The organism is Aquabacterium sp. (genome assembly GCF_041915145.1).
GTDB lineage: Bacteria > Pseudomonadota > Gammaproteobacteria > Burkholderiales > Burkholderiaceae_C > Aquabacterium.
Map to the genome: position 1 here is coordinate 1 of NZ_JAYSBZ010000055.1, position 23,354 is coordinate 23,354.

Genomic DNA, 23,354 nt, shown 5'->3' on the forward strand with positions numbered 1-23,354 from the left:
AGCCGATCTCGTAGGCGCGGCTCATGTCGCGTGCGCGCTTGAGCAGCGTCCAGTCTTGATCGAGAGCCCAGCTCATGGCGCGATCAGGGCGGGCGGTGCCTCAGGACGCGTTCTGCACGAACAGCGTGAGCTCGACGCGGCGGTTCTTGGCGCGGCCGGCCGGGGTGGCGTTGTCTTCCACCGGCTCGGCGTCGGCGCGGCCTTCGGCGCGCATCCGCGTGGCCTGCACCTTGGCGGCCACCAGCGCGTCGAGCACGGCCTTGGCGCGCTCTTGCGAGAGGTGCCAGTTCGACGGATACCGCAGCGAGCGGATCGGCTGGTTGTCGGTGTGGCCGGTGATCAGCACCTGGCCCTGCACGCCGTTGAGCCCATCGGCAATCCGCACCAGCAGCGGCTTCACGCGGTCGGCAATGTCGGCGCTGCCCGGGTCGAAGAAGCCGTCGCCCTTGATGGTGACGACCGAGCGGTCGGGCAGATCGCGCACGGCCACGAGGCCCGCTTCGATCTCGGGCTTCAGGAATCCGGCCAGACGCGGCGGGGGCGGCGCGGCCGGGGTGGGCGCGGGCGCCAGCACCGGGGCGGCCTTCACGTCGAGTGCCTGCAGTTGCGCGAAGACGGGGTCGGAGTGGCTGTTGATGCCCAGGCGCAGGCCGATGTAGACGAACATCAGGAACAGGCCGGCCAGCGCGGCGATCACCCACATCGGGATGCCGTCGCGCAGCCGCACCGGTTGCGCGGGCACGCCCTGCCAGTGCGGCGAGAGTTCTTTGTCGTAGCCGCCCTTGCTTTGCTTGAGCAGCTGCGCCAGGCGCTGGCGCACGGCGTCGAGCTGCGCGCGGCCGTTGTCGAGCACGCGGTAGCGGCCTTCAAAGCCGAAGGCCAGCACCACGTAGATCAGCTCCAGCAGGTTGCGGTTGGGCTCGATCTGCTCGGCCAGCTTCGACATCAGCTGGAAGATCTTCTCGCCGCCCCAGGTCTCGTTGTGAAACTGCACCAGCAGGCTCTGCGCGGCCCACACGCCCGAGCCGCCCCAGGGCGTGCTGGCGGCCATCTCGTCGAGCAGCGTGCACAAGATGTAGCGCCCGGCCACCACCTGCTCGTTGGGCAAGCCCTGCGCGCGAGCCTGTTGCTCGAACTTGCGGATGCCCTCGGCCAGCGCGTCGCGCAGCCCCACCGGGTTGGGGTGGGCGGCGGTGGTGCGGATGCGCGGCGCCGCGTTGAGCAGCGGCGCGGCGGCCGACACCAGCGGGTTGAGGCTGGCCGTCATCAGCGCTTCGAGCGCCAGGCCTTGCGGCGTGGGGGGCGCATTGCTGGCGGGGGATGCTGCCGGGGCCGGTGTGCTGGGACGGGCACCGCGCCCGGCGCTGGGCTTGATCACCGTGCGGTCAGATTCAAACGCGGCAAAAGGATCGTTCTCGCTCATGGCAACCTCAATGCAATCTGACTAGGCGGTCGGCGCGGGCTCAGGCCCGGATGGCCCAGAACTGCAGCTCCAGCCCAGGGAAGTCGCCGGCGATGTGCATCGCCAGCCCGCCCGAGGTTTCGAGCTGCTTCCAGAGCTCGTTGCCGCGCGTTTCGAGCTCGAAGTAGTTGAAGCCGGCGTGATACGGAATCTGCCGCGGCGCCACCGGCAGCGGGCGCAGCGTGACGCCGGGCAGCTGCAGGTTGACGAGATCGCGGATGCGCTCGACCGGGCCGATCTTCACCTGCGTGGGGAAGCGCACGCGCAGCGCGTCGGCCGGCATCTGCGCGCCCACGGCGAGCACGAAGCTGGCGGTGCGTTGCAGCTCGACGTCGGGGATCAGTCCGACGCGGATGCCGTACTGGCGCGTCTGCAGCTCGATCGGGATGGCCGTTTGTTCGAGCACCATCGACAGCGACTGGCGCAGGTCCTGCATCACGGCCTTGAAGCACGGTGCGGGCTCGTCGTGGTGGTACTCGGGCAGCGCGGCGGGGCGGCGCTTGTCGCGGAAGGTGGACAAGTCGCCCGCCAGGCTCAGGCAGGTGGCGTAGAGCCGCTCGGGGTGCAGCACCGACACCTTGTGCAGGTGCGCGAACACCGGCTCGTTGCGGTTCACCGTTTCGAGCAGCAGGAAGTCGGCGATCTCGCCCACGCCGCCGCGCCCCGGTTGGCCGAGCCGTGCCGCCAGCGCTTCGCCGCGCTGGTGCAGCAGGCCATGCACCTCGCGCACGTAGCCGTCGAGGATGGCGTTGTTGGGCGCGTGCAGGGTGGGCGGGATGTAGGTGGTGTCGAGCACCAGGCGGTTGTCGGCGCGGCGCTCGACGATGCGGGCCACGCCGATGTGGGTGGTGCCCTCGCTCGCGTCGCGCGCCAGGATCAAACGCAGGTTGAGCCGGCCGATCTGGAGCGGTGCGTCGCGTTCGGCGGCGGCGTTGGTGTCGCCCACGTCGACCTCGGCGACGCGAAAGCGCGGGGGCATCGAGCCGACGCTGTCTTCGGCGTCGGACTCGGCCACGCCGGGGCGGGCCAGGCTCACGGCCAGCAGCACGAGTTCGTTGCGGGCGTCAGTCGGCACGTCGAGCGCGGCGGGGGCGGCGTCGTGGCCCGGAATCTGAAATGCCGTGCCATCGGGCAGCACGCCGGCGGCGCTGCCGAGCGCGATCTTGCCCTGCGTGAGCGCGGCCTCGTCGAGCGCCAGCGCAAAGAAGCCCCAGCCGTAGCCCAGGCTGGCGCCGAGGCGGGCGTCGAGCTGGTGCGCCAGGTAGCGGTCGTGTTGCTGGAAATGCTGCGGTTGGAGGAACATGCCCTCCGTCCAAACCACCTTGTTGTGCCAGGTCATATCGAATCGCGAGTTGGGGCAAAGATCCTCATGGGCACCGAGCCGCCGTGGCCCGGGCCGAGACCCTCGAACTGTACGTTACTTGCCTGCCGTCGCACGCCCCCTGCGCGGGGCTGGTCGCGGTGGTTTCGCCCCCCAAACTTCAGGGCGACGCATGATTCGCAAGTGACTATCATCAACAAGTTCGACCCGCCAGCGGCCCTCGCGGCGACGCTGGCGCGGGTTCCGTCTCGTCCGTCTTGTCCATCAGCTCATTTGTTTGCGGGAGTGCCCTCATGAAACGCGTCCAACTTGCTCAGTTGCTTGCTTCTTTGGCCGTGATCGGCTCGGCCTTGTCGGCCACGTCGGCGTTTGCTGGCGATGCCGTGGACGTCGGCTCCAAGGTGCCCGACGCCAAGTCGGTCAAAGAGGGGCTGTTCCCCGAAGACTCGTGCAAGGAGCTCGAAGCCAGCGGCTTCAAGTGCATGGGTTTCAAGCCGGCCATCCGCTACTCGCTGCCGGCGTCGTCCTTCCAGGTCGGCTCGGCCGAGTTGCCCGCCACGCTGAAGAAGCAGCTCGACGTGTTCGCCGAGGTGCTCAAGTCCAAGCGCGGCTCGGGCCAGCAGGTCAAGATCGAGGGCCATGCCGATGCGTCGGGCTCGGCCGAGCACAACCAGGCGCTGTCGGTGCGTCGCGCCGAGGCGGTCAAGTCCTACCTGGTGGCGCACGGTGCCGATCCGGCCATGCTGATCGTGGCGGGCGCCGGCTCGAAGGAGCTGAAGGATCCGGCCCACCCGTTCTCGGGCGAGAACCGCCGCGTCGAGATCGGTCGCCAGCAGGCGCCGCAGCCGGCCGCGCAACCTGCCTCGCAGCCCTGATCGATCAGGCTCTGTCGATCAAATGAAAACGGCCCGCCAATTGGTGGGCCGTTTCGTTTGGCGGGTGGTTTGACGAGACCGGGCGGTCAGGGAATGTTGTGCGTGGCCTGCCCGGCGTTGCTGAATTGGACGACCCCGCCGTAGGCGCACATCAGCATCGATGTGTTGTTGAGCGCCGGCATGTTGTTGAGCATCACCGTGGCCGCACCGGGCACCCACGGCGCCGGGAAGACGGGGACGCAGGGCATCGGGGTCAGCACGCCCATTGCCGCCGCGGTGGCCGCCGCCACCGCCGGATTGGCCGGGCTCGAACACATGCCGAAGGGCGGAATGTTCGCTATCGGCACGTTGTCCATGATGTTGGCGGCCGGCACGTAGCTGGTGTTGATCTGCTTGGGCGTGGGGATCAAGCTGCTCGGTGCGGCACCGAAGCTGCAGGTCATCATGGCGCCAAGGCAGGTTTGCTTGATGCCGCCCGATCCCTCTTGAGAAGAGGTGCTCCCTTTGGATGACACCCCTTTGGCTGTAGCGGCTGCGAGCGCGGGGTTGGTGATCTTCTTGACCGCGCCGATGTTGTGCGTGGGCCAGATGGCTCCTTCGAATCCGGATGGATTGAGGCCGCCTTTCTCCAGCGCCTTCCAGGTGAAATCAACGCAGCTGTTTGTGAGGCCGTTGTACCACTTGCTGAAGCCGCCTTCTTCGGGGTCTTCTCCAAATCGCTCCATGGCATCAAACTGCTCCTGTGTGATTTCCACGGTCTTGGTGTAGGCCCTATCTTGGTAGTTGGTGCTGTCGTTGTGGTAAATCTGGCCCGGGGCGAACGGCTTGCCATGATGCGCAACGTCAGGCGCAAACCCATAGCTGGTGGTTTGCCCGGCGTCATCCGTGAGTTCGTACCACATGTGCCCCACGGAAGAAGTGCCTCCTTCTGCAAGTGGAGTACCTCGCCCGGCAATATTGATCGTGACGGTCGGCATGGATGCTCCTGGCTCACTTGCCCTTGTAGGCTCGCGTTACTCGGAACTCCACTCGAACGCTTTTCAGTTCAGGGGCAGCGCTCGTGCTGCGAGCCACGAACCGGTAGCGTCCCGGCGCCAGTTGAATTTCGGTCAATTGGGCGTTGAGCGTTTCACCCCAGGAGCTCAATTTGGGGTGAGCCACATCACCATCGAACAATGCTTCTTCGCCATGATCGGTCATCCGCATCACGGTCAAATGGATCATTAGTGGAGCGCCGAGTTCTGTCCGTATATGAGATCCCGGGTCTCTTTCTGGCCCCCCGACCAGTCTCCACACCCTTGTCCGATTGTCGTGGTCACTCTTCTGATTCCCATCCCGAAACAGATAGCTCAACGTGAATGCATAGAAATGCTGCTCATCGATTTGGAACGTCGATTCGATTTGGCAGCCCTCTTGATCGACGGCGAAGGGAATTTCGATAGGGATGGTCGCTACCGATGAGCTGCCGGCGCAACTGCTCAGGCCCGCGCCTAAGCACAAGGCTGTCAGCACACGGCGCCCCGCTTTCAACCGCTGCGGTATTCGTCGAAGCGTCATGGGGTGATCTCCAATTTCTGAGCACGCGGCGTACCTCGCCCGGCAATATTGATCGTGACGGTCGGCATGGATGCTCCCGGCTCACTTGCCCATGTAGGCGTGATAGACGCTGAACTCAGTCCGCACGCTTTTCAACGCAGGAGCGGCTTTCAAACTGGTTGCCATGAAGCGATAACGTCCGGGCGGCAGTTGAAGGGCGGCAAGCCTGGCATTGAGCGTTTCACCCCACGAACTCAGTTTGGGATGAGCCATCTCTTTGTCAAACACGACCAGTTCGCCTTGGTCGGTCAGCTGCGTCACAGTCAAATGGATCACCAGCGGAGCGCCAGGCTCAATACGTTTATTTGATACGGGGTCTCTTACCCCGCCCCCGACCAGCCGCCATACCCGCGACCGATCATCGTTGTCACTTGGTTTTTCATCCTTGTACACATAGGTCAGATTGAATGAGTAGTAATCCAATTTTTTGACTTGAAACTCCAAGGCGACTACGCAGCCCTCTTGATCGACGGCGAAGGGAATTTCGATGGGGACGGTGGGGGGGGCCGCGCCGTTGGCGCAACTGCCCAGGCCGACGCTCATCAACAGGGTGGTCAGCAGGCGCCGCCCGTGCGTCAAGCCGCGCTGCTGGCTTGGGGCGGTCATGGCGCGGTCTCCAGCTTCTGGATGTCGACGGCCTTGCCGCGTTGAAAGTGAACGCGGAATTGACGCTCCGGCTCGTCGGGATACTGCGTCTTGTTGGTGAACGTCATCCAGATTTCACTGTCGTCCGGTTTGACGGACTGTTGCCACATCACGTCAAGCGGGTTGGTGTGGGGCGGCCAACGTTTGGGGTCAGCGATGACCTTGTACGAAAAGGCGCCGCCTGCCAGACGAGCTTCAAAGGGCGCCATGCCGAGCGTGATCTGGCCATGCAGGATCAACTCCCGGTGCTCGGTAGGGAACTGATCCGGATATTCCTTGAAAAGGTTGCGCGCGTAATTTTGTCTTTCAACTGGCGTCACGGGCCGCTCCTCTCGCCGGTGGGCTGATGATCGGCGCCGTGGCCCGTCCACACGGCCAGGGCGCTGAAGTTGTCGTGGCTGGGCTTGCTGGCGGCGTTGCGCAGCACGGTGGCCTCCAGCGCGTCGAGCCAGGCTTGCGGGTTGGTGGACGCGGTGAGCGTCTGTTCGAGCACGGCGTCTTCCACGTATTCCCACAGGCCGTCGGTGCACAGCAGGAAGACGTCGCCCGGCTCCACCGCGTAGACCTGTTCGCTGGTCGAGATTTCGAGCGACTCGTCGGCCGTGCCGAGCGCCGAGCGCAACTCGCTGCGCTTGGGGTGGCTGCGCATCTCCTCGGGGCGGATCAGGCCGCCATCGGCCAGTGCCTGCACCAGGCTGTGGTCGCGGGTGCGCGTCACGATGGCGCCGTCGCGAAACCAGTACAGCCGCGAATCGCCCGCGTGGGCCCACAGCGCCGTGCGGTCGACGAAATCGATGGCCAGCATCACCACCGTGGTGTGCATGTGCTGCTGGGCGGCGCCGTCGGTGCGGTGGTCGCGCACGGCGTGGTTGGCCTGCAGCACCAGTTGGTAGGCGGCGTCGGGCGTGTCGGCGGGCTGTGCCGCGAAGCCGTTGAGCAGACTCTGCACGGCGAGCTTCGATGCGATGTCGCCGCCGCCGTGGCCGCCCGCGCCGTCGGCCATCACGCAGCACAGGTGGCGGTCGGAGTTCCAGTGGCCGCAGGCGTCCTCGTTGTAGTTGCGTCCGCCTTGCTTCGAGAGGATGGCGATTTCGAGTTCCACGGCGGGTCGGTCTTTCGGGTGGTGGACGGGTCAGCGCTGACCGCTCTTGAGCTGGTCGATGTGGGCCTCGTAGGCGCGCAGGAATTCTTTGCCGAACAACTCATGAAAGTCTTCGGCGGCTTCTTCGGAGATCTGGCCGTAGAGCTCCTGGAACAGCTCCCACAGCTTGGCCTTGCGCGTGGCGGGCAGCAGCGAGTTGATCACCGACTTCTGCGTCAGCTTGCCTTCGAGCTGCTCGGGGTTGAAGCGCTTCAACACGCCTTCGAGCGCCGCGCGCATGCCGGCCACGAAGCCGAACTGGTGGGCGCGCAGGTCGTCGTAGGCATCGCGCATGGCCGGGGCGGCGGGCATGAAGCCGCGCGCCGGCGGGCTCAGCAGATGGGTCAGCGCCACGTCCACCGAGGGCGAGAACTTCAGCGGGTTGTTCTCGCGCGCCACGATCATCGTCACCTCGGCGCGGATCTCGCGCTTGAGGGCGGCGCGGGCCACCAGCAGCTCGACCGTGCCGCGTGTCGATTCGTGCAGCAGCTGGCCGATGAGCTTCATCAGCTCGGGCGTCAGTGCGTCGAGCTGCAGGCCGGGCACGCCCAGGCCTTCGCGGAAGGCCGCCAGCAGCGCTTGCACGTCGGCGCCGCCGGCAAAGGCCGCGCTGGTCTGGGGTGACGCGGCGGGGTGCGTTGGGGGGGCGGCAGGGGCTGGCGCAGGGGCCGGGGCGGCGGTCGGCTTGCTCGCCGGGCGGATGATCGTGCGGCCTTCGCCGGGGCCGCTGTCGCCCCAGGACAGCACCGCGCCTTGCGGGGCCGGGTTGCCAGCTGGCGTGGCAGCCGGAGCGGGCGGTTTGGCGGCTGACGGCGCCGCAGCGGGGGCGGCCACGCCCGGCGCAATGAACGGCGTGTTCAGCTCCGACACGTTGTCGGCCATGGCGTTCTGCCCGGTCGCGGCCTGCATGCCGAAGGCGCGCAGCGGGTCTTGGCTGGCGGCGGTGTTGGGGCGGCTCAGCGGGTCTTGAAAGGCCGAGCCGGCGAGCGGGTCGCTGCCACCGGGCGCGCCGAGGCCGAAGAGGTTGTCGAGCGATTCTTCAGACCGGGTCGGCGTCATGCCGCTGCTGGCGGTGTTGGAGCCGCGCACCGGGTTGCCCAGGTCGAGCCCGAAGTCGTCGGGGATGCCGCCGCCCGGCGTGCCCAGGCTGCGGGCGGGGTCGGCTGCAGCGGGGGCCGGCGCGGCGAACGGGTCCCAGTCGGCCGGGATCCCGCCCGGGCCCGCGGCGGGGGCGGCTGGGAAGGCCGATGCGGTGGACGGCGCCGCAGCAGGCGGCATGTCGCCCAGCAGGTTGCCGAAGGGCGAGGACGCGGGCGGCACGGTCGATGCCATCGACGCCGGGCTGCCTGCCGCGCCCAAGCCCATCAGGTCGGCAAAGGGGTCGCTGGACGAGGCGCCGCTGCTGGCGCCGCTTGATGCGCCTGTCGCGCCGCCGGCACTGGCCGGGCGCACTTCGACGCCCAGCACGTAGCCACCGATCTGGACCTGGTCGCCGTGCGCCAGCGGGGCTTCGTGGCCGTTGCCCAGCGGGCGGCCGTTGACGAGCACCGGGTTGCTGCCGCGATCGACGAGCGCGAAGCCGCCGTTGCGAAACGCGACCTGCGCGTGGATGCGCGAGATGGTGCGTTCGGGGTCGGGCAGCACGAGCTGGTTGGTGTCGGCGCGGCCGATGGTGCCGCCGAGCTCGTCGAAGGTGGCCGACAGTCGCTCGGTGGCGCCGCCGTTGAAGGATTGGACGGTGAGGGTGATCACGGGTCGATTCTCTGCGCAGAAAAAAGGCTGTCAACGCGGGGCTTAGCGCAACACATAAAACTTGCCTTCGACCACCGCCAGGCGCAGCGGCCAGGCGTGGCTCACGCCGCCTTCGCTGGCCACGGTGCGCAGCGCGGGCCGGCCGTCGGCACCCAGACATTCGAGCAGGCGGCCGTCGGCCACGCGGCGCAGCACCAGCTCGGCGGGCAGCGGCGGGTTGACGCGCAGCGCCTTGGCCGCGGCCAGTTGCTGCAGGTGCTCGCGAAAGCGCGCGGTCTCGTCGGCGGGCTGACGTTGGTAGGCCAGGGCCAGCTCTTCAAAACGCAGCCGCGCGGCGGCGATGAAGCTCTCCGGGTCGCCGCGCGTCAGATCGACCGCCAGGCGCTGCAGGTGGGCCAGCACCTGCGGCTTGAGCACGTCGGGGTGCTCGACCACCGGGGCGTCGAGCCAGCGCCAGCGCGGGAAGGTGACGGGCAGCTCCACCACCTGCTGCAGCGCGAGCGGCGTGTCGAAGAGTTCGTTTTCGGCCAAGCCCCAGTCGAGCTGACCCAGCGTGCGCGCCGAGTTCTCGCTGGCCGGCTGGTTCTGGCGCGGCAGCAGCAGCCGCAGCTTGACCCAGGTGTGGCCGTCGGCCACGTTGGGCAGGGGCGGTGGCGCGGGCTGGCCGGGGGCGGGGTCGGCCTGCGTGATGGGCGGCGGGTTGATGACGGCGCCCAGCCGGTTGCCGCCGGCCAGCGTGTACTCGTGCACCGGGATGCAAGCCATGCGCGGACTGGTCTGGCCGCGGGCGTCGAGCCGCACGACGGGCATGCCGTTGAGCACGGCCTCGACCTCGCAGCCCAGGGCCTCGACGCGCAAGAAGAGGATGCGTTCCATCAGCCCAGGCTCCAGTCCAGCAAGGTCAGCGCGGGCAGCAGCGGCCGGGGCTCCAGCTTGTCGCCCAGGATGGGGTCGTGGATCAGCACCGTGGTCGCCACGGGTTCGACGCGCAGCGTCAAGAACCACTGCACGCCGCTGCCACCCAGGCGGGGCCGCAAGCCGGCTTCGCCCACCAGCGCGCCGGTCAGGGGTGCTGCGGGGTAGAAGGCCGCCAGCTCGGGCACGGCGAGCGGGTCAACGTCCAGCTCGAAGGGGTAGCGAAAGGCCACCTTGGCGTTGGCTAGTACTTCGGGCAGCGGCGGCTCGGCGCGGTCGCGCTGCACGCGGGTGCGCAGCGGCGTGCTGCCCTTGGCGTGCAGGCGCACGCGGGCACGTGAGCCGCCCAGCGCGATCTCGCCGCTGAGCTGCAGGTCGAGCCCGCAGGCGATGCAGTCGAGCCAGCCTTCCAAGCGCATCAGGGGGGACTCGGCCAAGCCGCGCGGGCCTTCGCGCCAGCCCCAGGTCAGCCCGGCTTGGCCGGCGAGCAGCGCGGGCTCGGCGTCGAGCCGCGCTTGTGCCGCGCCGCTGGTGCGTTCCCAGGCCAGCAGCAATTGATCCATCGCGGCGTCGAAGGCTTCGTGCAGCGCGGCAAAGCCGGCCTGCCAGCCACGCGCGTCTTGGGCGATGCCGTCGCGTTCCAGCCGGCACGCGGCGCTCGGTGGGGCGGGGCGTGCCGCGCTGTCCGGCCAGGTGGCGGCGGGGCGGGCCGCGTGGCGCCATTCGAGCAGCCACTGGTCGGCGGGGTAGCTCAACACGTGCGTGCTGACCTCGCCCAGCGGCGCGCCGTGGTCGCGCAGACCGCAGCTCGACAGCGCCAGCGTGTGGATGCGTGGCGGCCATTCGGTGGCGATGCCGGTGAGCCGCGCGGCGTCGGCGGGCGGCAGCGGCGGGGTGGGCGGCGCCTGCACGGGCCAGCTCACGGCGGTGGCTTCGTGGCCGCGCCATTCCCACAAGCCATGCTCGCCGCCAAAGGCCACGCGCGGGTGGGTGTCCACGTCGCACACGGCCACGCTGCGCAGCTTCACCTGCAGGCGCGCCAGCTCGCCCTGGCCCTCGGCGTGGCTCAGCACGGTGAGTGCGCCGGGCGCGGGCGTGGCGGGGTCGTCAATGCGCAGGCGCGGCAGCGGCGCCACCGGCACGCGCGCCCAGTCGCGCTCGGTGCAGCGGTATTCGTGGCGCCACTCGCAGGCGATGGTGCCGATGTCGATGGCTTCGATGTCGCAGCTCAGGCGCGGCACGTCGCGGCGGCTCGGCACCACGTCGCCGAGGCGACCCAGATCGGCCAGGTCGCGCACCACGCGTTCGTCGGCCGCGTTGAAGTCGCTCGGGCTGAGTCCGCCGGCTTGGCCCGGGCGGTTGCCGCGCGCGGCTTGCTGGCGCTCGAGCTCGTCGAGCGTGCGGCGCACGAGTTGATGGGGCTTGGTGAACTCGCTGCGGCGCGGGTCGGCGAGGATGTCGCGCGCCCACTCGAAGCCGGGCTTGTCCTCAAAGGCCGGGCCCCACACGAACCACAGGTTGACGTAGCGCGCCACGCACGGCCCTTCGGCCAGACCATGCTTTTGCGCGTGCTGCACGGCCAGGTCGATGAAGGCCCCGAAGCGGTCGCCCAGGCGCTCGACCATCGCCGGCCACAGCGTGGCGAAGTAGCGGCCGGCGCGCTGCACGAAGCGCTCGCGCGCCACGCGGGCCAGCAGGTCCATTTGTTGGGGGCTCAGGCGCAGCATGGGCGTCATGCTGCCAGAGTCCGCACGTCGATCACCAACTGACCGACGCTTTCGCGATACCACGTCCAGTCGGCGGCGGCGGGCAACACCAGCGCGCTGCAGTCGCCAAAGAAGGTCTGCAGCTGCGAGCTCGACAGACTCGGCAGCAGCGCGCGCAGCACGGCGCGGTCGAACCAGCGCAACGCAAAGCGTTGGCCCTCGGGCGACAGCGCTTCGCTGATGCGGCGCAGGTGTTCGCGCGTCGGGCGCAGGCTCTGCGTGCTCACCACCAGCACGCCCCAGTTGGGCAGCGCGGCGCTGGCCTCGCCCAGCAGCCAGTCGGTGAACGGCGACTCGGCGCGCAGCTCCACGATGTAGGTGGCGCGCTCGGCTTCGTCGGGCGGCAGCGCGCCGCGGTGCAGGCCGTCCCAGCCCGCCACGTTGGGCGCGGTCAGTTGCGCCAGCAGCCCGGGCACTTCAGCCCCGGCGATGACGGCGTAGACATGCGCGCCGGTTTGCGTCCACAACGACGCTTTTTGTTGTGACAGTGTGGACGCAGACAAAACCAATCGCTCCTGTGCGGACCTGTACGGACCTGTGCGAACGCAGCGGGCGGGCGCCGCAGCGGGGTGAAAGTGAGGGCGTGCTCGCCGGCCCTGCCAGCCGCCAAGCCATTCGGCGGCGGCCCATTTTGCCGCGTGCCGGGCGTCTGGCAAGCGGCGCGTTCCGGGGGGGGAATCGACCGGGCGAAAGGGACGAGAAATCTGACGGCTATCGAGGGCTTTGCGACGGCGGCGAGGCCATTTCGTTGCGCTATAGTTGTTCGCATGTTTGACGTGTTGGTCTATCTGTACGAGAACTATTGGCGTGCCGACGCCTGCCCCGACGAGGCACAGCTCGCGCGCAAGCTGACGGCCGTCGGCTTCGAGAACGATGAGATCCAGGAGGCCCTGAGCTGGCTCAGCGGTCTGACCGTCAGCAACCACGAGCTCAGCCGGCCGCAAGGGGCGCAGAGCATCCGCGTCTACACCGCTGCCGAGCGCACCCACCTGGGCGACGAGTCGATCAGCTTCATCGCCTTCCTCGAATCGGCTGGCGTGCTGCCTCCGGCGATGCGCGAGGTCGTGGTTGATCGCGCCATGGCCACCGGCGCCGAGTCCGGCACGCTGTCGCTCGACGACATGAAGATCATCGTGCTGATGGTGTTCTGGAGCCGTGGCGAGGAGCCCGACGCCTTGATCCTCGACGAGCTGTTCGTTGACCCCGATGACCGGCTGATCCACTGATTCAAGCCCGCCTCCAATGCGAAACGGCGCCGCTGCAAAGCTGGCGCCGTTTTTCGTTGGGGCGGTGATCGATCAGGGGCGCATCAGTTGAGCATGCGCTGCGGATCGGCGTCGAGCTTGGCCAGCGCCTTGCGCGTGGCGCGCGCGGTGAGCGATTCGTCTTCGGCCGGCACCAGCAGGCCGGCCTGCAGGAACGACGCCAGGCGATGCTGCTGGAACAGCACGCCGCGCCCGTGCGGCGTGACGAACAGCGACAGATGCTTGCGCAGGCCTTGCCACGCCAGCTGCACCGGCTCGACGCGGTTGCGGTAGTCGAGCTGATACCAGCTGCCCACCTGCAGTTGCTGCGCCCAGGCCAGCATGGCCGGCGTCGGGGCCGCGCCGCCTTCGCCCACCACTTCGAGGTCGGCCGTTTCGTGGCCCGACAGATCCATGATGGTGGCCGGGTCGAGCTGCACGTCGCTCGACTCGGGCAGCAGCTCGTCGAGGGTCTCCAGGCGATCCATGAGTTGCGACAACCGCGCATTCGAGATCGGCGCGGCCTTGGCCGTGAATGCCGCGGCCAATGAGCTGTTGAGGGTCTGGATGTGCTCTTCTTGCTTGGCGGACGGCATGCCGGCCTGCGCCATGCCGTCGCGCAGGGTCTTGAGCAGTGGCGGCAGGCGGCGGATCACCTCGGCGCGTTCTTCGCGCGACACCTTGGCGCTGGCCGACCAGATCAGGTCGGCGGCGGCGCGCTTCATGTTCTTGGTGGCCTCGCTGGTGGTGCCGGACTTGATGGCCGTGGTGGCCAGCACGTCGGCCCAGGTGTGGAACAGGAAGTCGCGCACGCCTTCCTGCACCGGCACCTCGTTGAGCATCTTGCGCAGCTCGATGGTGTACTGGATGGCCAGCGTTTCGCGCTGCTCGACCTGCTGAGCCAGCGACACGCCCTTCTTGGTCGCCTCGTTCTCGGTCTGGAAGTAATGCTGCAAGAAACGCTCGAATTCGGTCAGCACCGTCTGGAACACGCGGCGGCCGGTGTCGGGGTAGGCCTCGACGACCTGCACCACGCGCTTGATCTCTTTCTCGAGCGTGTCGCCGATGGCGGCCGCGGCGGCGTCGAAACCCATCACGCACGAGCCCATGCGGTCGATCAGCTGACGCGCGGGGTGATCGATGTTGGCGAAGAAATCGGGCTCGCCGACCGCCACGCGCAGCACCGGCATCTGCAGCCGCGCGAACCAAACCCGCACGCTGGCCGGGATGCGCTCGTCCGTCAGGATGCTCTGGAACATCAGGGCCACCACCTCGATGGTGGCGCGCTCCACCGGCGTGCTGGCGGCCTGCTTCAGCGCCACTTTCTGGCGTTGCAGTTCTTCGGTCACGCTCGGCACGGCCGGGCCGGAGGCCAGGGCGTTGGCGCCGCCGAAGCGACTCTGCATGCTGGCCTGCGCCTGACCGATTGCCTGCCGCAGGGTGGAAGACGGGGGGCGCGCGGGTCCGGTGGGCGGCAGGCCGCCGTAGTCGGACAAATGCTTGCTCATGAACTGGCTGAGCTGGCTCAGCACGACATCGGCCTGCTGCGCGGCTGGAGAACGAGCCGGGCCGGCCGACGTGGCGTTGCCCGTGGCTGCCCGCGCGCCCGCAACCGCGCTGGCCGGGCCGGCGGGCCCAGCCGAGGGCAGTTCGCGGGACGACCTGGACAGGCGGATGAAGGGGCGCAAATCGATATCGGGGCACACCCCGCGATCGAGCAGCCAGCGGTTGGCGTCGTGGTAGGCCGCCTCGACCAGCAGGGCAAATTCGTCGTGGATGTTGTTTTGCAGCGTGCGCCAGGACTCGGCGTCCAGCCCGATGGCCAGCCACGCCTTCAGGGCCGCGTCGGACAGGGACTGCGGGGCCAGGATGTCGTTGGGCGGGAGGTCTTCAAACTTTTCGAGCGACGACAGGCGGGCGCGCAAATCGGAGAACTGCCAACTGGTGCGGTCGCCGATGGTTTGCGCCAGTCGCGAGCCCAGGATGCCGTTTTCGATGGTGGCGTCGTCCACCAGCGCCAGGTCGAGCGCGCTGCTTTTCTGCGCGGGTCGTGGACTGTTGCCGAGCGAGGCACGGGTCGGGTCGGCATCGCGCAACGCCTTGCGCAAGGCCTCGTCCCACATCGTCAGCTTGCGGGTCAGCTCGGCGACGGCATCGCGTCGCTTGCTGTGCAGCGCTGGATCAGGGGTTTGCGCCGCCAGGGCGCGGCCGCCATCCAGAATGGCTTGCAACGTGCTCGGGCACTCGCGCAGCAAGGCGTCGAGATAGGCGCGGCGAGCTTGTTGGGCGAGTGGATGTGAGGACGCGGCGTGCACCATGTGAGTTGAACAAATCGGCAAGAAGCCGTTTCAACTCTACACCACGGCTCCAGCGTTCGGATCGTTCGGATCGGTCTCTTTGCGGGTGTTTTTGATGAGATCTTCGCGCTTCACACCCAGCCACATTGCGATAGCGGCCGCGACGAATACCGACGAATAGATGCCGAACAAAATGCCGATCGTCAGCGCCACAGCAAAGTAGTGCAGCGTCGGCCCCCCAAGAATCAGCATCGACAGCACCATCATCTGGGTGCAGCCGTGCGTGATGATGGTACGGCTCATCGTGCTGGTGATGGCGTGGTCGATGACGGCCGGCGTGTCCATCTTGCGGAAGGTGCGGAATGCTTCACGGATCCGGTCGAAGATCACCACCGATTCGTTCACCGAGTAGCCCAGCACGGCCAGCACGGCGGCCAGCACCGACAGCGAGAACTCCCACTGGAAGGCGGCGAAGAAGCCCAGGATGATGACCACGTCGTGCAGGTTGGCGATGATGGCCGCCACGGCGAACTTCCACTCGAAGCGGATCGCCAGATAGATCATGATGCCGGCCACCACGCACAGCAGCGCCAGGGCGCCGTCGCGAGCCAGTTCCTTGCCCACTTGCGGGCCGACGAATTCACTGCGCTGCAACAGCACCGGTTCGCGAGCGGCGTCGCCCGTGCCGACCACGCAGGCCTGTTTGCTGATGGCTTCGCCCTTGGCGGACACCTGCTGCTTGGCCTGTACCTGACCGCTCTCGTTCTTGCACAGGGCGTCGAACACGCGGCCGACCAGCTCGTTTTGCTTCACGTCGGGGCGCAGCGGCAGTCGGATCAGCACGTCGTGCGAGGTGCCGAAGTTCTGCACCTGCACTTCGCCGAGCTTGAGCGAATCAACGGCGGCGCGCACCTTGCCCAGATCGGCGGCTTGCGCGTACTGCGTTTCGAGCACGGCACCGCCGGTGAACTCGATCGAGAAGTGCAGGCCGCGCGTGGCCAGGAAGAACACCGCCGCCAGGAAGGTGACGAGCGAGATGATGTTGAACACCAGCGCATGCCGCATGAACGGGATGTCGCGCTTGATTCGGAAGAATTCCATCGTGGGCTCCTGAGTCGATCAGGGGGTAGCGTTCGGGGTCAGTGCACGGTGCGGTTGCTCAGGCGGGCGCTCTTTTGCGCGTCGGCCGGAGCGGCACCGTTGCCGGGTTTGGTGTCGGGGGTGGCGCTGGTGGACGCAGCAGCGGGCTTCCAGACCTGACCGATCGATACCGCCTTGAGGCGCTTGCGGCCGCCGTACCAGAGGTTGACCAGGCCGCGCGAGAAGAACACCGCCGAGAACATCGAGGTCAGGATGCCCAGGCAGTGCACGACGGCAAAGCCGCGCACCGGGCCGGAGCCGAAGGCCAGCAGGGCGATGCCGGCGATCAGCGTGGTGACGTTGGAGTCGAGGATGGTGGCCCAGGCGCGCTCGTAGCCGGCGGCGATGGCCGATTGCGGCGCGCTGCCGTTGCGCAACTCTTCGCGCACGCGCTCGTTGATCAGCACGTTCGAGTCGATGGCCATGCCCAGCGCCAGCGCGATGGCGGCGATGCCGGGCAGCGTCAGCGTGGCTTGCAGCATCGACAGGATGGCGATCAGCAGCAGCAGGTTGACGCCCAGCGCGATGGTCGAGAAGGCGCCGAAGATCAGGTAGTAGGCGCACATGAAGACGGCGATGGCGGCGAAGCCGTAGACCAGACTGTTGAAGCCCTGCTTGATGTTCTCGGCGCCGAGGCTGGGGCCGACGGTGCGCTCTTCGATGATCTCCATCGGCGTGGCGAGCGAGCCGGCACGCAGCAGCAGCGCGGTGTCGTTGGCTTCTTCGCTGGTCATGCGGCCCGAGATCTGCACGCGGCCGCCGCTGATTTCGCCGCGGATCACCGGGGCGGTCACGACCTCGCCCTTGCCCTTTTCAAAGAGCAGGATGGCCATGCGCTTGCCAACGTTCTCGCGCGTCACGTCGCGGAAGATGCGCGCGCCGCGGTCGTTGAGGGTGAGGTGGACGGCGGGTTGCTGGGTTTCGTCGAAGCCGGGTTGCGCGTCGGTGAGGTTGTCGCCGGTCAGGATCACCTGGCGCTTGACGATCAGCGGCGCGCCGCCGCGCTCGGCGTAGCGTTCGGTGCCGAAGGGCACGGGGCCGGTGCCGGTGAGGGCGGCCAGGGCTTCGTTGCTGTCGTCCACCAGGCGCACTTCGAGCGTGGCGGTGCGGCCCAGAATGTCTTTGGCCTTGGCGGTGTCCTGCACGCCGGGCAGCTGCACGACGATGCGGTCGAGCCCTTGCTGCTGGATCACCGGCTCGGCCACGCCGAGTTCGTTGATGCGGTTGTGCAGCGTGGTGATGTTCTGCTTGAGCGCCTGCTCCTGCACCTTGGTGGCGACCTGCGGCTTGAGCGTGATGACAAGCTTCAGGTCGCCCGGCGCGGCGCCGGCCGGCGCGCCCTCGGTGCTGTCGGCGATGTTCACGTCGGCGAACTGGTCGGTCAGCAGCTTGCGGGCGGCGTTGAGGTTGTCGCGATCGCGGAAGTTCACTTCCACGGTCTGGTTCACGCGGTTGATGCCGGCGTGGCGCACGTTCTTGTCGCGCAGCAGGCTGCGGGCGTCACCGGCGATCGACTCGGCCTTCTTGGTGAGCGCGCCCTGCATGTCGACCTGCATCAGGAAGTGCACGCCGCCGCGCAGGTCCAGACCCAGGTACATCGGCAGCGCGTGCAGCGAAGTCAGCCAGCTCGGCGAGCGCGACAGCAGGTTCAGCGCCACGATGTAGCTGGGGTCGGCCGGGTCGGTGTTGAGAGCGCGGGCGATGGTGTCGCGCGCCTTGATCTGGGTGTCGGTGTCGGCGAAGCGGGCCTTGATCGAGTTGCCCTCGAACTGCACGAAATCAGCCTTGATGTTGGCCTGCTGCAGGGCCGACTCGATTTGCGGCACCAGCTCGCTGTTGACCTTGACGGTGGCGCGCCCGCTCGACACCTGTACAGCCGGTGCTTCGCCGAAGAAGTTGGGCAGGGTGTAGATGAACCCGATGATCAGGGCGGTGGCGATGATCGCGTACTTCCACAGCGGGTAGCGGTTCATGGGCGAGTCCTACGGAGCGAGAAGCCCGTCGGCGGCATGGGCCTCGACGGGCTGGTTGGGCGCGGTGCCTGACGGTTCAGGCCGTTCGCAAAGGGGGCTACTGTCTCAGAACTTTGTTGCAACACGCCACGCGGCGTGCGGCAGCGGCTGGGTCACTTGACCGAACCCTTGGGCAGCACCTGCACCACGGCGGCGCGCTGCACCTGCACTTCGACGTTGCTGGCGATTTCGAGCGACAGCATCGTCTCGTTGATCTTGGTGATCTTGCCCAGCAGCCCGCCGGTGGTGACGACTTCGTCGCCCTTGGCGAGGTTGTCGAGCAGGTTCTTGAGCTCTTTCTGGCGCTTCATCTGGGGGCGGAGCACGATGAAGTACATCGCGACGAACATCAAGACGAGCATCGGCAATGGCGAGTTCAACAGGCCGGCGATCCCGCCTTGAGCGGCGGGCGCGCCGGCGGTCTGCGCATATGCAGAAGAAATGAACACGGGATGATCCTTCGGTTGTGTCGGGCAAAACCGGCCAATTGTATGCGGCGGTATGCGGCGGTATGCGGCGGTATGCGCCGGGCTGCTACAGCACGTACCTGACCAGCGGGTGGCTGGTGAGGGCGCGATAGAGGTTGTCGAGCTGCTCGCGACTGGTGGCGGTGACGGTGATCGTCAGGCCGATGTAGTTGCCGCCCGAGCTGGCGCGCATCTCGATGGTGGCGGCGTCGAACGAGGGGTCGTGGATCAGGGCGACCTCGGCCATGGCCTGTGCGAAGCCGTCCACGTTGGCGCCCATCACCTTGATCGGGAAGGCGCTGGGGTATTCGATCAGCGTGTCGTCAGGCTTGGTCGGCTTGTTCATTGGATCCCCAGTCGGACGGCGTCCCAGGCGCGGCCCAGGAAGCCAGCGCTGCCCACGGCGTCCAGCGCCACCAGCGGACGCTCGGTCACCACCTGGCCGCCGGACGTGATCTTGATGGTGCCCACGCGCTGGCCCTTGGCGAGCGGCGCAAGCAGCGGATCGGTGCGCTGGATCTCGGTCTTCAGGCTGCTGCCGGCGCCGCGCGGCACGGTCACCAGCAGCGGCTCCAGGCTGCCCAGCTTGACCTGGTTGGCGTGGCCCTTCCAGACGCGTGCGTCGGCCAGCGACTGACCGGCCTCGTAGAGCTTGACATTGTCGAAGGCGCTGTAACCCCAGTTGAGCAGCTTCTGGCTCTCGTTGGCGCGCGCTTCGGACGAGGCCGTGCCCAGCACCACGCTGAGCAGGCGGCGCTGGCCGCTCGGGGTGTCGCGCTTGGCGGTGGCGATCATGCAGTAGCCGGCCGCGTCGGTGTAGCCGGTCTTGAGGCCGTCCACGGTGGGGTCGCGCCACAGCAGCAGGTTGCGGTTTTGCTGCTTGATCTTGTTGTAGGTGAACTCCTTCATCGCGTCGTACGACGAGTACTGCGGAAAGTCGCGCACCACGTGCGCCGCGATGATCATCAGCTCGCGCGCCGTGCTGACGTGGCCGGCGGCGGGCAGGCCTTCGGGGTTCTTGAACGAGGTGGACTTCAGGCCGAACGCCTGGGCCTGGCGGTTCATCAGTTCGACGAAGTGCTCGACGGAGCCGCCCACCGCCTCGGCCAGCGCCACGGTGGCATCGTTGCCGCTTTGCACGATCATGCCCTTGACGAGGTCCTCGACCTTCACGCGGCTGCCCACGTCGATGTACGAACGCGAGGCGCCGGTCATGCCGGTGCGCCAGGCGCGCTCGCTCACGGTCACCTCCTGCTGCAGCGTCAGCTTGCCGTCTTTCAGGGCCTGGAAGACCAGGTAGGCGCTCATCAGCTTGGTCAGCGAGGCGGGCTCGACGGACATGTCCGGGTCCTTGGCGGCCAGCACCTGCGAGCTGTTGACGTCGAGCAGGATGTAGGAGCGCGCGGCGATTTCGGGCGGCTGCGGGGCTTGCGCCTGCGCGGCCCAGCTGGCCAGGCTCAGCAGGCCGGCGGTGAGGGTGCGAATGATGCGGTTCATGGTTGGAGTCTCAATCGAAGCGGATAGATGAGGGCGGTGCAGGCCGATGCAAGAGGTGGCGAAAGAGGCGGCGGCCTGCCGCAAGGGGGGGCGCAGGGCGACTCAGCCCGAGGCCGCGCGCAACTCGCGTCCGACCAGGGTCTTGAGCAGCGTGAGCTGCCCGTGGAAGAAATGTCCGACGCCCGGCACCACCGTGATCGGCAGCGTCTGGGGGCGAGCCCAATCGAGCACGGCGGCCAGTGGCACGACGTCGTCCTGCTCGCCGTGGATCACGACGGTGTCGGCGGGGACGGCGGCGACTTGAAAGCGCCCCACCGCCGGGCCAACGAGCACCAGCCGGTCGGGGCGAGCGGCGTCGCCGAGGCGGGCCGTGGCGGCGGCGGCGGTGTAGCCGCCGAACGAGAAACCGGCCAGGTAAAACGGTTGGTCGGGCTGACGGTAGTGGTCGATCACGGCCATCAGGTCGTCGACCTCGCCGCGGCCTTCGTCCCACGCGCCAGCCGATTGGCCGACGCCGCGAAAGTTGAAGCGCACCGCGCGCAGCCCGTGCAGCACGAAGGCGCGGGCCAGGGCGCCGACGACCTTGTTGTCCATCGTGCCGCCCATCGTGGGCAGCGGGTGGGCCACCACGGCCACGCCGTGCGGGGGGTGGTCGGCCTGTTCGTCGATGGCGCACTCGATCGCGCCGGCCGGGCCGGGCACGAACTCGCTGCGGGTGATGGGGCGCATGGTGGGTTGGCGACCGAAGTTAGCGACCGACGTTCGGGGCCAGTTGCAGACGCTCGACCACGCGGCCGTTCTTGAGGTGAGATTCGACGATCTCGTCGATGTCGGCGGCGTCCACGAAGGTGTACCAGACGGCTTCGGGGTAGACCACCGCGACTGGCGCGCCGGCGCAGCGGTCCAGGCAGCCCGCCTTGTTGACGCGCACGCCGCCCGGGCCGGCCAGACCTTCGCCCTTGACCCGCGCCTTGCAGCGCTCGAAGCCTTCTTGCGCGTGGTGTTGCGCGCAGCAGTTCTCGCCGTTGTCGCGCTGGTTGAGGCAGAAGAAGATGTGGCGCTGGTAATAACTCATGGCGCGATTTTAGGTTTGCGAGCCTGACTCCTTTACCGGTGCGCCTATTTGCACGAGTAACCAGAGGATCGCGATGTAAGGCCACAGCCAGCCCACCCATTGCGCCAGCCCGTGAAAGCGGATGAAGCGCCCTTGCTCCCAGCGGCTCAGGCTGAGTGCGAAATACGGGTCGGTGGGGGCCTGGTTGATCAGGGCGCACAGGCTGGCCAGCACCAGCAGCCCGATGCCGGCAATCGCACGGCGGGGCACCCACGCCAGCCCCACGCCCATGATGGCGGCGAGCACGAAGCCCGGCAGCACGGGTGGTGTCAACCAGGTCAACGCATGCGCGGGGCCGAAGTTGAGCGTGGTCGACAGCGTGGTGGCACCCGCACCCAGCGCAATGCACAGCAACATCAACTTGAGGCGGGTACGTGGGCGGCTGCTGATCACGTAGGCGACAAGGATGGGCGCCAGCAAGCCCAGCGCCAAGGTCAAGAGTTCGGTGCCGGCGGACAGGGGCTCGTCCCACTCGACGGGCACGGGTGTCCAGGCCGCGAAAGGCGTGTTCTCGGCAGCTTCTTGCAGGGCTTCGCTGACGCGGTTGAACACTTGCCCCAGCCCGAAAGGCACGGCCGGCGGAAACAGCAGCCCCACCGGCCACAACAACAACAGGGCCTGGCCGTTGCCACTGTGCGGCGCCAGCCAACGGTCGCGCCGGGCGCGCAGCGCATCGACCCAACCGCGGCTTTGCGCCAGCAAGGCCAGCAGCGAACCGGCGATGCCGCCAGCGGTGTTGAGCACCCAGTCCAGTGCCGAGGGCACGCGGGTGGGCAACGTGTGCTGGGTGACCTCCATGGCATACGACAGCGCCGCGCAGATCAGCGTGGTTTCGATGGCGCTGCGCGCAACCGCGCGGCCGTCGCGCAGCGACCCGATGCACCACAACAGGCCCAGCGGCAGGTAGCCGACGAAGTTCGACCAGATGTCGAAGCGGTCGGTGTACACCGGCCAGGGCAGCGCGAACCACTGCGACGACGGCGGCTCCTGCCAGCGCCAGCCGCTGAACGGGTGCAGGCTGGCGTAGACGATCAGCCCGATGAACAGCCAGGCCAGGGTGTGGGCGGCGCTGCGGTCGGCGGGGCGGGGCGCCATCAACTTGCGCGCGGGGCGGTCAGAACGGCTTGACGACCACCAGCACCACCACCGCCATGAAGATCAGCACCGTGATCTCGTTGAAGAAGCGGAACCAGCGGTGCGGGCGGCGGTTGGCGAGGTTCTCGAACTGGCGCAGCAGGCGACCGCAGTAGTGCTGGTAGCCGATGGTGGCGATCACCAGTGCGAGCTTGGCGTGCATCCAGCCATTGCCGGGGCCGTGCAGGCCCACGCCGTAGCCGAGCCACAGCGTCAGGCCGAATGCCAGCGCGGGCAGCATCAGGATGTTGGAAAAGCGATAGAGCTTGCGCGCCATCAGCAGCAGGCGCTCGCGTTCGGCGTGGCTGTCGGAGGGGACGGTGGCCAGGTTGACGAAGAAGCGCGGCAGATAGAACAGGCCGGCGAACCAGCTGGCGACGAAGACGATGTGGAAGGCTTTGATCCAGAGCATCGCTGGATTATGCGGGGCGGGCTTGCAAAAACGGCGCCGCAAAAAAAGGAGCCCCGGCATGAGCCGGGGCTGCAAAGCCTTAACGCTGTCATCACGGTAAGGCACCTGCTCAGGGAGGAAAAGCAGGGAATGAACACCTTGCGGCGTAACATTCAGGGACAATTATAAGTATCGCGGACGATCTGTACAGACCTCGTTTCTGCCGAGGGCTGCGTGAAATGTCACGAAACCCCGCGAACTGCGCCAGAACGTGACGCTTGTCACAGGTCAGGCTCGGCCTGAGCGGGCAAGCTGTCATCAAAATGACACCAACCTGAACGCCATGCACTTCAACCAGCGCTTCCCCCTGCACCGCCCCCGCCGCCTGCGTCGCGACGCCTTTACCCGCGCCTTGGTGCGCGAGCATTCGCTGAGCAGCAGCGACCTGATCTACCCCGTTTTCGTGCTCGACGGCCAGAACCAGGCGCAGGACGTGCCCTCGATGCCCGGCGTGCAGCGCCTGAGCCTCGATCTGCTGCTCGGCAAGGCCGAGGAATGCGTGCGCCTGGGCGTGCCGGTGATGGC

23 protein-coding genes and 2 pseudogenes are annotated in these 23,354 nt (G+C 67.7%); 3 read left to right on the top strand and 22 right to left on the bottom strand.

All coding sequences use genetic code 11. The features are described 5' to 3' along the window. Nucleotides 1-100: 100 nt before the first annotated feature. Both ACE3SS_RS10870 and tssK read right to left on the bottom strand, forming a co-directional pair. Nucleotides 101-1,423, bottom strand: coding sequence for a DotU family type VI secretion system protein (locus ACE3SS_RS10870; protein ID WP_374593800.1), 1,323 nt, complete (start codon nucleotides 1,421-1,423; stop codon nucleotides 101-103). Between the two features lie 40 nt (nucleotides 1,424-1,463). After that, nucleotides 1,464-2,801, bottom strand: a complete 1,338-nt coding sequence (gene tssK / locus ACE3SS_RS10875; RefSeq protein ID WP_374593802.1) for a type VI secretion system baseplate subunit TssK — start codon at nucleotides 2,799-2,801, stop codon at nucleotides 1,464-1,466. Between the two features lie 275 nt (nucleotides 2,802-3,076). On the opposite strand from tssK, the gene ACE3SS_RS10880 reads away from it, so the two are divergent. Further along, the gene (locus ACE3SS_RS10880; RefSeq protein WP_374593804.1) at nucleotides 3,077-3,658 is read left to right on the top strand and encodes an OmpA family protein; all 582 of its coding nucleotides are present in this window, start codon (nucleotides 3,077-3,079) and stop codon (nucleotides 3,656-3,658) included. Between the two features lie 86 nt (nucleotides 3,659-3,744). On the opposite strand, the gene ACE3SS_RS10885 is transcribed toward ACE3SS_RS10880, so the two are convergent. The 9 genes from ACE3SS_RS10885 to ACE3SS_RS10925 form a co-directional block, all read right to left on the bottom strand. Continuing rightward, nucleotides 3,745-4,104, bottom strand: a complete 360-nt coding sequence (locus tag ACE3SS_RS10885) for a DUF4280 domain-containing protein (RefSeq protein ID WP_374593841.1) — start codon at nucleotides 4,102-4,104, stop codon at nucleotides 3,745-3,747. A gap of 544 nt (nucleotides 4,105-4,648) precedes the next feature. After that, nucleotides 4,649-5,215 carry a DUF5625 family protein gene (locus tag ACE3SS_RS10890; protein WP_374593806.1) on the bottom strand — a complete coding sequence of 189 codons (567 nt, stop codon included), beginning with the start codon at nucleotides 5,213-5,215 and terminating at the stop codon, nucleotides 4,649-4,651. An 81-nt stretch (nucleotides 5,216-5,296) separates the two neighbouring features. Further along, nucleotides 5,297-5,860, bottom strand: coding sequence for a DUF5625 family protein (locus ACE3SS_RS10895; RefSeq protein ID WP_374593808.1), 564 nt, complete (start codon nucleotides 5,858-5,860; stop codon nucleotides 5,297-5,299). Continuing rightward, entirely contained in the window at nucleotides 5,857-6,219 is a 363-nt protein-coding gene (locus ACE3SS_RS10900; protein WP_374593810.1) for a hypothetical protein, read from the bottom strand. Before ACE3SS_RS10900 ends, ACE3SS_RS10895 begins: the two co-directional genes overlap by 4 nt. Continuing rightward, nucleotides 6,216-7,001, bottom strand: a complete 786-nt coding sequence (locus ACE3SS_RS10905; protein ID WP_374593812.1) for a PP2C family serine/threonine-protein phosphatase — start codon at nucleotides 6,999-7,001, stop codon at nucleotides 6,216-6,218. The genes ACE3SS_RS10900 and ACE3SS_RS10905 overlap by 4 nt, the downstream gene beginning before the upstream one ends. Before the next feature lie 30 nt (nucleotides 7,002-7,031). Next, the gene (gene tagH, locus ACE3SS_RS10910) at nucleotides 7,032-8,792 is read right to left on the bottom strand and encodes a type VI secretion system-associated FHA domain protein TagH (protein ID WP_374593814.1); all 1,761 of its coding nucleotides are present in this window, start codon (nucleotides 8,790-8,792) and stop codon (nucleotides 7,032-7,034) included. Between the two features lie 42 nt (nucleotides 8,793-8,834). Further along, on the bottom strand, nucleotides 8,835-9,668 hold the full coding sequence (locus ACE3SS_RS10915) for a hypothetical protein (protein WP_374593815.1): 834 nt from the start codon (nucleotides 9,666-9,668) through the stop codon (nucleotides 8,835-8,837). Further along, nucleotides 9,668-11,443 (bottom strand): hypothetical protein, encoded by a 1,776-nt coding sequence (locus ACE3SS_RS10920; protein WP_374593817.1) that lies wholly within the window; start codon nucleotides 11,441-11,443, stop codon nucleotides 9,668-9,670. Before ACE3SS_RS10920 ends, ACE3SS_RS10915 begins: the two co-directional genes overlap by 1 nt. Further along, a complete protein-coding gene (locus tag ACE3SS_RS10925) occupies nucleotides 11,440-11,940 on the bottom strand; it encodes a DUF4123 domain-containing protein (RefSeq protein ID WP_374593819.1) in 501 nt (166 codons plus the stop codon). The genes ACE3SS_RS10920 and ACE3SS_RS10925 overlap by 4 nt, the downstream gene beginning before the upstream one ends. Nucleotides 11,941-12,240: 300 nt before the next feature. Between ACE3SS_RS10925 and ACE3SS_RS10930 the strand changes: the two genes are divergently transcribed. Continuing rightward, the gene (locus tag ACE3SS_RS10930; RefSeq protein ID WP_374593821.1) at nucleotides 12,241-12,699 is read left to right on the top strand and encodes a DUF494 family protein; all 459 of its coding nucleotides are present in this window, start codon (nucleotides 12,241-12,243) and stop codon (nucleotides 12,697-12,699) included. Between the two features lie 83 nt (nucleotides 12,700-12,782). Here ACE3SS_RS10930 and ACE3SS_RS10935 read toward each other — a convergent pair whose 3' ends face one another. The 11 genes and pseudogenes from ACE3SS_RS10935 to ACE3SS_RS10985 form a co-directional block, all read right to left on the bottom strand. Beyond that, complete coding sequence (locus tag ACE3SS_RS10935) at nucleotides 12,783-15,035, bottom strand: DUF1631 family protein (RefSeq protein ID WP_374593822.1); 2,253 nt, start codon at nucleotides 15,033-15,035, stop codon at nucleotides 12,783-12,785. A 36-nt stretch (nucleotides 15,036-15,071) separates the two neighbouring features. Continuing rightward, nucleotides 15,072-16,115, bottom strand: a complete 1,044-nt coding sequence (secF, locus tag ACE3SS_RS10940) for a protein translocase subunit SecF (RefSeq protein ID WP_374593824.1) — start codon at nucleotides 16,113-16,115, stop codon at nucleotides 15,072-15,074. Nucleotides 16,116-16,153: 38 nt separating this feature from the next. Next, nucleotides 16,154-18,127 (bottom strand): protein translocase subunit SecD, encoded by a 1,974-nt coding sequence (secD, locus tag ACE3SS_RS10945; protein WP_374593826.1) that lies wholly within the window; start codon nucleotides 18,125-18,127, stop codon nucleotides 16,154-16,156. Nucleotides 18,128-18,136: 9 nt separating this feature from the next. Then, nucleotides 18,137-18,223, bottom strand: a pseudogene (locus ACE3SS_RS10950) (DUF3982 domain-containing protein); the annotation flags it as partial. A gap of 56 nt (nucleotides 18,224-18,279) precedes the next feature. Next, the gene (gene yajC, locus ACE3SS_RS10955; RefSeq protein ID WP_374593828.1) at nucleotides 18,280-18,615 is read right to left on the bottom strand and encodes a preprotein translocase subunit YajC; all 336 of its coding nucleotides are present in this window, start codon (nucleotides 18,613-18,615) and stop codon (nucleotides 18,280-18,282) included. 85 nt (nucleotides 18,616-18,700) lie between these two features. Next, entirely contained in the window at nucleotides 18,701-18,979 is a 279-nt protein-coding gene (locus ACE3SS_RS10960) for a YbeD family protein (protein ID WP_374593830.1), read from the bottom strand. Further along, complete coding sequence (locus ACE3SS_RS10965; protein ID WP_374593832.1) at nucleotides 18,976-20,130, bottom strand: D-alanyl-D-alanine carboxypeptidase family protein; 1,155 nt, start codon at nucleotides 20,128-20,130, stop codon at nucleotides 18,976-18,978. The genes ACE3SS_RS10960 and ACE3SS_RS10965 overlap by 4 nt, the downstream gene beginning before the upstream one ends. A 102-nt stretch (nucleotides 20,131-20,232) precedes the next feature. Then, a complete protein-coding gene (locus ACE3SS_RS10970) occupies nucleotides 20,233-20,859 on the bottom strand; it encodes an alpha/beta hydrolase (RefSeq protein ID WP_374593834.1) in 627 nt (208 codons plus the stop codon). A gap of 19 nt (nucleotides 20,860-20,878) precedes the next feature. Next, nucleotides 20,879-21,205, bottom strand: coding sequence for a ferredoxin (locus tag ACE3SS_RS10975; protein WP_374593835.1), 327 nt, complete (start codon nucleotides 21,203-21,205; stop codon nucleotides 20,879-20,881). 9 nt (nucleotides 21,206-21,214) lie between these two features. Next, nucleotides 21,215-22,339, bottom strand: coding sequence for a VanZ family protein (locus ACE3SS_RS10980; protein WP_374593837.1), 1,125 nt, complete (start codon nucleotides 22,337-22,339; stop codon nucleotides 21,215-21,217). Between the two features lie 19 nt (nucleotides 22,340-22,358). After that, nucleotides 22,359-22,790 (bottom strand): CopD family protein, encoded by a 432-nt coding sequence (locus ACE3SS_RS10985; protein WP_374593839.1) that lies wholly within the window; start codon nucleotides 22,788-22,790, stop codon nucleotides 22,359-22,361. A gap of 322 nt (nucleotides 22,791-23,112) precedes the next feature. Between ACE3SS_RS10985 and ACE3SS_RS10990 the strand changes: the two are divergent. Next, a pseudogene (locus ACE3SS_RS10990) lies at nucleotides 23,113-23,354 on the top strand (porphobilinogen synthase); the annotation flags it as partial.

What these genes read in the sequence shown, in the direction of transcription:
- ACE3SS_RS10870 (WP_374593800.1), bottom strand. Translation starts at nt 1,423, where the DNA reads ATGAGCGAGAACGATCCTTTTGCCGCGTTTGAATCTGACCGCACGGTG.
- tssK (WP_374593802.1), bottom strand. Translation starts at nt 2,801, where the DNA reads ATGACCTGGCACAACAAGGTGGTTTGGACGGAGGGCATGTTCCTCCAA.
- ACE3SS_RS10880 (WP_374593804.1), top strand. Translation starts at nt 3,077, where the DNA reads ATGAAACGCGTCCAACTTGCTCAGTTGCTTGCTTCTTTGGCCGTGATC.
- ACE3SS_RS10885 (WP_374593841.1), bottom strand. Translation starts at nt 4,104, where the DNA reads ATGATGACCTGCAGCTTCGGTGCCGCACCGAGCAGCTTGATCCCCACG.
- ACE3SS_RS10890 (WP_374593806.1), bottom strand. Translation starts at nt 5,215, where the DNA reads ATGACGCTTCGACGAATACCGCAGCGGTTGAAAGCGGGGCGCCGTGTG.
- ACE3SS_RS10895 (WP_374593808.1), bottom strand. Translation starts at nt 5,860, where the DNA reads ATGACCGCCCCAAGCCAGCAGCGCGGCTTGACGCACGGGCGGCGCCTG.
- ACE3SS_RS10915 (WP_374593815.1), bottom strand. Translation starts at nt 9,668, where the DNA reads ATGGAACGCATCCTCTTCTTGCGCGTCGAGGCCCTGGGCTGCGAGGTC.
- ACE3SS_RS10920 (WP_374593817.1), bottom strand. Translation starts at nt 11,443, where the DNA reads ATGACGCCCATGCTGCGCCTGAGCCCCCAACAAATGGACCTGCTGGCC.
- ACE3SS_RS10930 (WP_374593821.1), top strand. Translation starts at nt 12,241, where the DNA reads ATGTTTGACGTGTTGGTCTATCTGTACGAGAACTATTGGCGTGCCGAC.
- ACE3SS_RS10935 (WP_374593822.1), bottom strand. Translation starts at nt 15,035, where the DNA reads ATGGTGCACGCCGCGTCCTCACATCCACTCGCCCAACAAGCTCGCCGC.
- secF (WP_374593824.1), bottom strand. Translation starts at nt 16,115, where the DNA reads ATGGAATTCTTCCGAATCAAGCGCGACATCCCGTTCATGCGGCATGCG.
- secD (WP_374593826.1), bottom strand. Translation starts at nt 18,127, where the DNA reads ATGAACCGCTACCCGCTGTGGAAGTACGCGATCATCGCCACCGCCCTG.
- ACE3SS_RS10960 (WP_374593830.1), bottom strand. Translation starts at nt 18,979, where the DNA reads ATGAACAAGCCGACCAAGCCTGACGACACGCTGATCGAATACCCCAGC.
- ACE3SS_RS10965 (WP_374593832.1), bottom strand. Translation starts at nt 20,130, where the DNA reads ATGAACCGCATCATTCGCACCCTCACCGCCGGCCTGCTGAGCCTGGCC.
- ACE3SS_RS10970 (WP_374593834.1), bottom strand. Translation starts at nt 20,859, where the DNA reads ATGCGCCCCATCACCCGCAGCGAGTTCGTGCCCGGCCCGGCCGGCGCG.
- ACE3SS_RS10975 (WP_374593835.1), bottom strand. Translation starts at nt 21,205, where the DNA reads ATGAGTTATTACCAGCGCCACATCTTCTTCTGCCTCAACCAGCGCGAC.
- ACE3SS_RS10980 (WP_374593837.1), bottom strand. Translation starts at nt 22,339, where the DNA reads ATGGCGCCCCGCCCCGCCGACCGCAGCGCCGCCCACACCCTGGCCTGG.
- ACE3SS_RS10985 (WP_374593839.1), bottom strand. Translation starts at nt 22,790, where the DNA reads ATGCTCTGGATCAAAGCCTTCCACATCGTCTTCGTCGCCAGCTGGTTC.